Genomic DNA, 9,537 nt, shown 5'->3' on the forward strand with positions numbered 1-9,537 from the left:
CAGTTCTACGTCGACGTCGCCGACATCACCCCGGACATGACCAACCGGTTCGAGTTCGAGATGGACACCACCAAGCCGGTCGCGGCCTGGCGGCGAGAGGTCGCCGAGAATCTCGAGCGTCGAGCAACCGAAATCGTCTCGTCGAACTGAAGATACGGGTACGGGCCGCGGAATCCCCGCGGCCCGTATCCGTATCCACTACTGGTCGCCGAGAACCAGCCGGCTCACGTCCTGGACGTTTCGGAGGGCCTCGGGGAATCCGATCCGCCCGGTCGTCCACAGGACGAGAGAGTTGAGCATCGTGCTGCCGATCGACAGTGAAGCCAGCCGGGCTCGTTCGGCGGGCACACCGTCCATCAACTCGAACAGCGCCTTCCTGTTGACCGCTGATCGCTCGTCGAGCGTGTCGCGGACGTAGGCGTCGTCGGAGGTCTGCAGTTCCACCTCGAGACGCGCGAAGTTCGGGCCACGCTGAAATGCCTTCATCTGTCGCGTGTAGAGGTCGATGACCCGCTCGAGGACCGAACCGTGTGCCCGACCGCGTGTGCCCGCGGCCCGCTCCTCGACGAGTCGATCCGCGAGAATGTCGTTCCACGCCGCCATCGACGCCGCCAGCAAATGCTGCTTGGCAGGGAAGTACCGATAGAGGGTGCCCAGCGCGACCCCCGACCGATCCGACACCTCGCGCATCTGGATCCGGTCCGGACTCGTCTCGCCGAGCATCGCGATGACGGTGTCGAGCAGGTGCCGCCGACGTTCCCGCTGGGCGTCGGTCATGTCGTCGGGGCTCAGCGGCGCGGCAACGGATTCGCTCACACGTCCAGCTTAGCGGTCGTCAACCCACCACAACCTGGCCCGTTGCCGCCTGACGGACGAAGTGACCGCCGAGGACGTCGTGCAACTCGTCCTGGCTCCACCGCGATGCCGAGCGGAGACTCGATTCGACGGTCGGCGCCGACATCACGTCGATGCGGTCGCCATACGCCACGAGGACGCGTCCGGTGATCGGATCCGCGTCCGGAGAGGCGAGGTAGACCACGAGCGGGGTGACGTTCTCCACGGACAGCGGATCCTCGCCTGCCTCCGGTGCGTCACCGAACACGTCGGTGGTCATCTCGGTGCGTGCGCGCGGACAGATCGCGTTCGCCCGCACTCCGAACGAACCACACCCACGCGCGGTCGACAGCGTCAGCGCCACGACACCGGCCTTCGACGCCGCGTAGTTGGCCGCACCGGGCGGCCCGGTCGCGTACGCCTCCGACGACGTGTTAACGATCCGCGCGTAGGCCGGCGCACCGGACTCCTTGGAGTGCCGCCGCCAATGGTCGGTCGCGGCGCGCGTCGTCAGGAACGTGCCCCGGAGGTTGACCCGCAGCACGGCGTCCCACTCTTCGGGAGACATGTTGAACACCATGCGATCCCGGATGATCCCCGCGTTGTTGACCAGAATGTCGAGACCGCCGAACGCCTCGACGGCACAGTCGACGAGGCGCTCGGCCGTGGACTGATCCCCCACGTCTCCGACTACCGTGACGGCGTCGCCACCGGCTCGTCGGATCTCGTCGGCGACGTCGTGGACGCGCTCACTGCGCGCATTCATCACCACGCGCGCGCCGGCCCCCGCGAGGGCGAGGGCTTCGGCACGGCCGAGTCCCTCGCTCGCTCCGGTGACGATCGCAACCCGGCCGTCGAGGGGCCGTGCGCTCATCGAGGCTCCCTGGGCAACCCGAGAATCTGCTCCGAGATGACGTTGAGCTGGATCTCGAGAGTGCCACCGCCGATGAGCAGCGACGGCGTCGACAGGTACGCCTTGGCCGCGCGCCCGCCACCGATCACCTCGGCGCCCAAGCTGCCGACGGCGGCATCCGGCCCGAACCACTCGAGCACCTGCGCCGTCGCCTCGGTGATATGGGTCGCGGAGGCGGCCTTGAGAGCGCTCGCCTCCACGCCGGGATTCAGGCCGGAGAGTCGCTTGAGGACACTGCGGTGCGCCAGCGCGTCGAGCGCACCGGTGGTGGAAGTGATCCGCCCGAGTGCCGGTAGCGCGTCCCGTTGCCGCGCCGGATCCAGAGAGCGAACCACCGCTACCGGATCGAAGCGGTACTTGCCCGCGACCGGCGTATTACCCATCGCGACCCGCTCGTTCGCGAGGGTCGTGCGGGCCACCTTCCAGCCCTCCCCCGGCGCGCCGACCAGGTTGGCGTCCGACACGAAGACCCCGTCGAGAATCACCTCGTTGAACATGCTGTCGCCGTTCGCTTCTCGCAGCGGCCGCACCTCGACGCCCGTCGCGTTCATGTCGACGAGAAAGAAGCTGATGCCGCGATGCTTGGGCGCCTCACGATCGGTCCGGGCCAGGCAGATGCCCCAATGCGCCTCGTGTGCCTTGGAGTTCCACACTTTGCTGCCGTCGATACGCCAGCCGCCGTCGACCTTCGTCGCGAATGTCGTCAACGCCGCGAGATCGGAGCCCGCACCTGGTTCGGAGAACAACTGGCACCAGATGATCTCGCCGCGCAACGTCGGGGCGACCAGGCGTTCCATCTGCTCGCTCGTCCCGTACTGGAGGATCGACGGTAGCGCCCACTCGCCGATGACCGTTGTCGGCTGCGTCATCGCGGCGCGGTCGAACTCCTCGGCGATGATCAACTGGCCCGCCGTGTCCGCACCCACACCGTACGGCTCGGGATAGTGCGGCGAGACCAACCCCCGATCGGCCAGCAGCACGCGTGCCGCCTGCGGGTCGAGCCGCCCGGCCTCCGCGATGGTCGCGGCGATCCGCGCCCGGAATTCGGGCCGGTCCTCGACACCGAGATCCGCATGTCGCTCGGTCGTCAACGCGAGTTCACCCGCACGCCGGGCCCATTCGTCCGACGAGCCTCCGAGGGCGAGAAGGCTCACCGCGCGCCGCCAGTACAGGTGGATGTCATGTTCCCACGTGTTGCCGATGCCACCGAGCAGCGTCAGACAGTCCAGAACCACGTCCACGACCTCACGGCGACACGCGGTCGCCGCGCGTGCCGCGGCCAGCGCCGCCTGCTCACGATCGCTGCCGTCCGCCGCCGTCGCCGCGTCCCACACCGCGCTCGTCATCACCTCGACGCGGATGAACAGTTGCGCGCATTTGTGCTTGATCGCCTGGAAAGATCCGATCGGCCTGCCGAACTGCTCGCGGATCTTCGCGTATGCCAGGCTCGTCTCCTGCGCCCAGCGGGCGATGCCGACGGCCTCGGCACACTGCAGCACCGCCGCGAGGGACGCCACCTCCTCCGGAAGAGCACCGAGGATGTGATCCGCGGGAATCCTCGCCTCCGACAGATGGATCCGTCCGATGTCACGAGTGAGGTCGACGCCCTCCTCGGAGACCCGGCTGACACCGTCCGCATCGGAGGAGACCACGAACCACACCGGCTTCTCACCGCATTGGCCCGCCAGCACCAGGATGTCGGCGCCGATCGCGCCGAGGACGGGCGCCGTGACGCCCGACGCGACGATGTCGTCGCCGTCACCCTCGAGCGTGACGGTTCCGGGTTCGAGACCGCACGCGCCGATCGCACCCGCCGCGAATCGTGGCAGCAGCGCCTTACGTGCGGCGTCGGTTCCGTGGGCCTGGACCACGGCGCTCGCGGTCACGGTCGGGAGCAACGGGCCCGGGATGAGCCCGTACCCCGACTGTTCGAGCGCCACCGCAAGTTCCAGCAGGCCCGCGCCCGCGCCGTCGTATTCCTCGGCGAGGTGCAACGACAGAATTCCCATGCTCACGAGCCCATCCCAATGGGCCGGCCGCTCACCCCGGCCGAGGTTCTCGAGCCGTGTGCGGGTCCGCTCCACCGGTGTCTCCCTCGCGGCGAACCGCGTGAGTGTGTCGGCGAGTGCGGCGTGGTCTGCTCCGATACCGATCGGCATGTCCGATCAACCTTTCAGTTTCAACACCTTGCGGGCGTTCTCGTGCAGGAACTTGGGCCACACCTCGTCCTTGAACGGCACGTGCGGCATGTCGCCGAAGATGCGATCCAGGCTCAGTCCCGCCGGAAAGTATCCGGCGTAGACGATCTTGTCGGCGCCGCGGGTGTTTGCGTAGTCGACGATCGCCGTGGGGTAGTGCTTGGGCGCGAACGCGGAGGTCGAGTAGTAGAGGTTGGGCCATTTGAGCATCAGTTTGATCGCCAGATCCTCCCACGGTTCACAGCCGTGCCGCGTGACGAATACCAGATCTGGGAAATCGAACATCACGTCGTCGATGAGTTCGACGTGTTGGACGGCGGACTTGAGGCGCGGTCCCGCGATGCCGGCACACGCGAAGATCGGGATGTCCAGTTCCACGCACTTGGCGTAGATCGGGTACATCTGTGGGGCGTTGAGCGCGACCTGCGGGAATGTGCCTGCCGCAAACGAACTCACCGAGACGATGCCGAACTCCTCGTACTCCCGAGTCATCCGGTCGAGCGTGCCCATGATGTCGTTGGGGTCTACCGCGGAACCCTGCGGCACGAACCGGTCCGGGAACATTCGCACCGCGCGCTGCCCGGACTCCTTGGCCATGCTGACCATGCCGATCTCGATGCCGTGCTTGTCCATCTGGTGCAACGTCACCGAGATCGGATCGTCGGTCTCGAGGTCCGGAACACCCTTGAACATGTACTGCGCGGGCATGCTGAACTGGTCGCGGCTCTGCCGGTCCTTCGTCTGCTGTGTGATGAAGGCGTACTCGTCGTACCCGGCCTCGCGGAACCCGATGTGCGTGTCGACGATCGGGATACCGTCGTAAGGCGTCATGCGTTCTGCTCCTTCGCGACAGGCCTGCCGTCAAGGCCGTGAACCGTGACCTTCTCACGTTCGAGGATGTCCAGGCTCGCCTCGACGTTGCCGGTGTAGTGCGGCGCCACATCGCACAACCACATCACCGCTTCCACCATCTCCTCGAGCGACTCCGGGACGAACCACTGCGAGCCGACCATGCTCGACGCCACCGTCATCGCGCCGGCAGTGGCGACCGCCGAACGGGGACGCACTGCGTTGACCCGGATCCCGGTGCCGTTCAACTCGGCGGCCAGACCGGCAGTCATCCGGTCCTGCGCTGCCTTGCTCATGCCGTACAGACTGGTGCCGTGGATGTCGGCGTCCAGATCCGTCTCTCCTGACGGCAGTGGCTCCACCGGACGGATCCGCGCGGTGCCACTGGTGATGTTGACGATCCAGCCCTCGCCCCGCCCACGCATCCCGGGAATGACCCGCTGTGCGAGGTCCAACGGCGCATGGACGTTCACCTCGAACGTCAGGTGCGCTCTCTTGGCCGGGTAATCGCGCAGTGGCTGGAAGATTGCGGCCGCCGCGTTGTTGACCAGAATGTCGATCGGTCCCCCCAGCGCCTGCTCCGCCTCCGGGACGATCCGCGCACGGGAGTCGACGTCCTCCAACGCGGCCGGCACGATCGCGACCGTGCCACCGGATTCACGGATCAGACGCGCGGTCTCGGCCAGCGTGCCCTCGAACCCGCGATCAGGTTCGTCGACGGTGCGAGCCACGATCGCGACGGCCGCGCCCTCCGCCGCGAGACGACGGGCGATACCGGCGCCGATGCCGCGGCTGGCGCCTGTGACGATCGCCCGCCGCCCCTCCAGACGGCCCGTCATACGCTGAGCTCCGCCTCGAGTTGCTTGGCGAAGGATTCACGCAGCAGAACGTCGTTCGGCTCGTCCGGCAGCTCGGTGAGCGGCTGCGCGACCTCGGACGGCGTGGGTCCGTACTTCGCTGCCAGCGGGGCCAGCGCATCCAGGTCGAAGTCGTACAGCTCGGCAGCGTTCGCCGCGAACAACTTCCGCAGCTCAGCCTCGTCCACGTCGTGCATCACCTGGCGGATGCACTCGCGTGTGAACGGGTAGGTGCCCTCGTTGTGCGGGTAGTCGCTGCCCCACATGAACTTGCCGTCGCCGAGGGTGTCGCGCGACGCCATGTCCTGAGCCGACGGCATCGTCGCGCCGACCCACACGTTGCGCCGGAAGTACTCGCTCGGACGCAGCGGAAGCTGCTCGTCCTCGCTGTAGAACAGCTCGCCGATCCGCCCGGTGCGCTTGACTCGCAGATCGACGGTGTCGAGCTGACGCATCAGATCCGGCGCCCACGCACAGCCCTGTTCGGAGACGGCGAACTTGAGCTTCGGGAAGCGCTCGAAGACACCCGAGAGGATCATCTGCACCAGCGGACGCATCGAGTAGAAGCCCACCTCGTTGATGTAGAGCAGCGACGACGTCTTGTAGCGGCCGTAGTCGGGCAGGCCGGTTCCGGCATGGCTGTTCACAGGCACGCCGAGGTCCTCACAGACCTTCCACAACCGGTCGTACTCGGGGTCGTACAGCGGCTTGACCCACTTGATGTCGGGCGCCAGATTCGGCAGCAGGATGCCGCCGCGCAGCCCGTTCTCCTTGACCCACTCGACATCCTTGACCGCCTCGTCGACGTCGTTGAGGAACACCTGTGCAACGCCGGCACGCTGGGCGGGAGCGTCGTTGCAGAAATCCTTCAGCCAGCGGTTGTGTGCCCGTACACCCGCGAGACGCTTCTCGAAGTCCTCGGCCCGCGGCGGACCCGCCAGCACGGCCGCGCTGGGGAAGAAGGGCGGGACGGTGTTCGGGAACAACACCTCGCCGACCGTGCCGTCGCCCTGCGTCTCGCGCAGGCGACGCTCGTTGTCCCAGTTGCGGGTTCGGCCGTCGTCGACGAGGTCGCGGTAGGGGTTCTTGTACTTCCCGCGCCACGCGTCGAACTCCGCGTGCCACTTCGATTCGAGGTACGAGCGATAGGTGGCGTGATCGGCGCCGGCGTGGCTGTCCGCGGAGATGAGGATGTAGGGCGTTTCGTTCGTCACGATGGGCACTCCTGATCTGACTCTCGATATGAAACCGTGTTCTATCTCGTTGCCTTCGAGATTAGCGAGGTAGGGCCGAATGTCAAGCCGAAGTCTCGATATGATGTAGAACCAGGTTCCATACCCAGGAGGGCCGGGATCGCGGACGCCCGAGAACGCAACGAGCCCCCGACTCGGAAGTCGGGGGCTCGGGTGCGAGGCGAGGCTGCGCTGGCGGAAAACGTCTCCTACCTGCGCACTAGGACTACGGCACTACAACTGCGTCACTACAACTGCGGCACTACGCCTGCGGCGCGACGAACTTGGACGCGAATGCGTGGATGCTCGCCACCACGTGATCGAGTTCCTCGTCGGTGGTGCCGTGGCTCATCCCGAGGGACATACCGCGCTCGAACACCTCGTCCGCGAAGGGCAGGCCGTCCTCCGGGGTGCGGTACTCGACATTGCGCATCATCGGGTGGCGGGTGACATTGCCACTCCACACCGTTCGAGTGTCGATACCCGCACCCTCGAGCGACTCCTGCAGGTCCGAACGCTCGAAGCCGGCATCCTCGCGGATCGTGACGGGATAGCACAGCCACGCGGTGTAGAAGCCCGGGAGCGGCTTGGGCAGACGGAACAGCGACGGGTAGGCGCCGAAGGCAGCGGTGAACGCATCGAAGATCTCGTGCCGGCGCTTGTAGTTCACGTCGAGCTTGCTCAGCTGAACCAGACCGAACGCGGAGCCCAGCTCGGACGGCTCGAAGTTCCACGGCAGGACGTCGAAGATGAAGTCGTTGTCGTACGCGACGCCGTCGAGGCTCTCACGGAACACGCGCCCGGTCCGCGCCTGCTCGGACCCGAACAGGTGCGGCTCCGACCGGCGACCCCAGCGCCGCAGCATCAGGCCCTTGTCACGCAGCTTCTCGTCGTCCAGGCAGACCATGCCGCCGTTGCCGGCGCATGTGATGATGTGGGACATCGCGAAGCTGGTGACGGTGATATCGGACCGCGAACCGGTCTTGGTGCCGTTCAGGGTCGTTCCGATGCAGTCGCACGAATCCTCGATGACCTTGAGGTCGTGACGGTCGGCGATCTCGCGGATGGCGTCCCAGTCCGGGGCATTGCCCGCAAGGTTCGGGACCAGGATCGCCTTGGTCTTGTCGGTGATCAGCGCCTCGATCTTGGACGCATCCACGTTGTACGTGTCCGGCTCGACATCGACGAACACCGGAATCCAGCCGCCGCGAACGATCGGCGAGACGTCCGTGGAGAACGTCAGCGGCGACGTGATGACCTCGGAGCCCTTCGGCAGGTCGAGCAACTCGAGTGCCAGGTACAGCGCGGACGAACCCGAGTTGCACATCAGGCCAAGCTTCTTGCCGTAGAGATCGGCAACCCTGCGCTCCATCTCGGCAACATTCTTGCCGATCTTGAGGGCGAACGGGCCGCCCCGCAACACCTCGAGACACGCATCGATCTCGGCCTCATCGTGAACACTTCGGGCGTAGACAACCCTGGTCATGGGATCTCCTCGGTTGATTTCTCGGAAGGCGTCCGGCGGTGTCGGGTTTCGACACCTCACACGCCCTCGTGTGGCGATCGCAGCGCAGACGGCCGCGGAAGACTTTGAACACCTTCACCGTTCGCGCAGGCTGAGGTGGAGGTGCGGCAGCGAGCCCGCGCTCGCGACAACCACCTTCATATCCGAATGGCGCTCATTGAACGTTCATTCAAGGCGAATATAGAACGGCTACTCGGAGCAGTCAAGACGGAACGCGATTACGCTGCACAGGGGCGTAGGCGCCGGTCACGGCACCCACGGCGGCCCGCTTTTGACCGGCCGCACCGGGCAGCACTATGGTTTGAATGATTGTTCAATAGGAAAGGAACGCGCGTGCCCGAAGCCCACGACAGGCGGTCCGAAATACTCGACGCCGCCGCTGTCCTGTTCGCCGCGCGCGGGATCGCCGGAACCTCGATGCGAGAGATCGGTGACGAGGTCGGCATCAACGCGGGCGCGCTCTACCACTACTTCCGGTCGAAGGGCGCGATCGTCAACGAGCTGGTCACCGCGTTTCTGTCGGATCTCCTCGCAAACTATCGGGCGGCCGGGCTCGAACAGCTCGAGCCACGCGCCCGAGTGAAGGCGATCGTGGACGTATCCCTCGCGATGGGCGCCGTCCGCCCCGACGCGACGAAGGTCTATCACGCGGAGTTCCCCAATCTGCGCAAGCTGCGCGACTTCACCGAAGCGAATGCGCTCGCGGACGAGATCCAGACGATCTGGCTCGATGCCATCGAGGCAGGCAAGGACGCCGGGGTTCTCCGGAAGGACGTGCCCTCCAGGGTGTTCCACCGCTTTCTCCGAGACTCGGTGTGGTTCACCGTCTATTGGCGCAGGCCCGACGACACCTACACGCTCGGCGAACTCTCCGAAGACTGCATCTCCGTATTCCTCGACGGCATGGCAGCACACCCCGAGCGCTGAGCCTTTCTCTCACTCCTCCAATTTTTCCAGCAAAGGACGGATCGAACCGTGAGCACTTCTGACACCACCCCCACTGGGTCATCCCCCGTCGCGTCGCTCGCCCAGGTCGGCACTGCACGCGTCAAGCGGGGCATGGCCGAGATGCTCAAGGGCGGCGTCATCATGGACGTGGTCACCGCCGAGCAGGCCAAGATCGCCGAGG

Annotated in this window: 8 protein-coding genes and 2 pseudogenes; 3 read left to right on the forward strand and 7 right to left on the reverse strand. The window is 66.2% G+C overall.

All coding sequences use genetic code 11. The features are described from left to right. Nucleotides 1-150: pseudogene (locus C8K36_RS25355) on the forward strand (3-ketosteroid-9-alpha-hydroxylase); the annotation flags it as partial. Between the two features lie 48 nt (nt 151-198). Here the strand turns inward: C8K36_RS25355 and C8K36_RS24290 are convergent. The 7 genes from C8K36_RS24290 to C8K36_RS24320 form a co-directional block, all read right to left on the reverse strand. Further along, nucleotides 199-816: a TetR family transcriptional regulator gene (locus C8K36_RS24290; RefSeq protein ID WP_258195584.1), complete on the reverse strand. Its 618-nt coding sequence runs from the start codon at nt 814-816 to the stop codon at nt 199-201. Between the two features lie 19 nt (nt 817-835). After that, a complete protein-coding gene (locus C8K36_RS24295) occupies nt 836-1,708 on the reverse strand; it encodes an SDR family NAD(P)-dependent oxidoreductase (protein ID WP_107987575.1) in 873 nt (290 codons plus the stop codon). Further along, nucleotides 1,705-3,906: an acyl-CoA dehydrogenase gene (locus C8K36_RS24300; protein WP_107987576.1), complete on the reverse strand. Its 2,202-nt coding sequence runs from the start codon at nt 3,904-3,906 to the stop codon at nt 1,705-1,707. Before C8K36_RS24300 ends, C8K36_RS24295 begins: the two co-directional genes overlap by 4 nt. Nucleotides 3,907-3,912: 6 nt before the next feature. After that, nucleotides 3,913-4,776 carry an amidohydrolase family protein gene (locus C8K36_RS24305; RefSeq protein WP_107987577.1) on the reverse strand — a complete coding sequence of 288 codons (864 nt, stop codon included), beginning with the start codon at nt 4,774-4,776 and terminating at the stop codon, nt 3,913-3,915. Further along, nucleotides 4,773-5,633: an SDR family NAD(P)-dependent oxidoreductase gene (locus C8K36_RS24310; protein ID WP_107987578.1), complete on the reverse strand. Its 861-nt coding sequence runs from the start codon at nt 5,631-5,633 to the stop codon at nt 4,773-4,775. Before C8K36_RS24310 ends, C8K36_RS24305 begins: the two co-directional genes overlap by 4 nt. Continuing rightward, the gene (locus tag C8K36_RS24315; RefSeq protein ID WP_107987582.1) at nt 5,630-6,865 is read right to left on the reverse strand and encodes an amidohydrolase family protein; all 1,236 of its coding nucleotides are present in this window, start codon (nt 6,863-6,865) and stop codon (nt 5,630-5,632) included. Before C8K36_RS24315 ends, C8K36_RS24310 begins: the two co-directional genes overlap by 4 nt. A gap of 280 nt (nt 6,866-7,145) precedes the next feature. Then, nucleotides 7,146-8,369 carry a DegT/DnrJ/EryC1/StrS family aminotransferase gene (locus C8K36_RS24320; protein WP_107987579.1) on the reverse strand — a complete coding sequence of 408 codons (1,224 nt, stop codon included), beginning with the start codon at nt 8,367-8,369 and terminating at the stop codon, nt 7,146-7,148. A 372-nt stretch (nt 8,370-8,741) separates the two neighbouring features. On the opposite strand from C8K36_RS24320, the gene C8K36_RS24325 reads away from it, so the two are divergent. Continuing rightward, nucleotides 8,742-9,335: a TetR/AcrR family transcriptional regulator gene (locus C8K36_RS24325; protein ID WP_107987580.1), complete on the forward strand. Its 594-nt coding sequence runs from the start codon at nt 8,742-8,744 to the stop codon at nt 9,333-9,335. 48 nt (nt 9,336-9,383) lie between these two features. Further along, nucleotides 9,384-9,537: pseudogene (locus C8K36_RS24330) on the forward strand (pyridoxal 5'-phosphate synthase lyase subunit PdxS); the annotation flags it as partial.

Source organism: Rhodococcus sp. OK519, assembly GCF_003051005.1.
Taxonomy (GTDB): Bacteria; Actinomycetota; Actinomycetes; order Mycobacteriales; family Mycobacteriaceae; genus Prescottella.

What these genes read in the sequence shown, in the direction of transcription:
- C8K36_RS24305 (WP_107987577.1), bottom strand. Translation starts at nt 4,776, where the DNA reads ATGACGCCTTACGACGGTATCCCGATCGTCGACACGCACATCGGGTTC.
- C8K36_RS24300 (WP_107987576.1), bottom strand. Translation starts at nt 3,906, where the DNA reads ATGCCGATCGGTATCGGAGCAGACCACGCCGCACTCGCCGACACACTC.
- C8K36_RS24295 (WP_107987575.1), bottom strand. Translation starts at nt 1,708, where the DNA reads ATGAGCGCACGGCCCCTCGACGGCCGGGTTGCGATCGTCACCGGAGCG.
- C8K36_RS24320 (WP_107987579.1), bottom strand. Translation starts at nt 8,369, where the DNA reads ATGACCAGGGTTGTCTACGCCCGAAGTGTTCACGATGAGGCCGAGATC.
- C8K36_RS24310 (WP_107987578.1), bottom strand. Translation starts at nt 5,633, where the DNA reads ATGACGGGCCGTCTGGAGGGGCGGCGGGCGATCGTCACAGGCGCCAGC.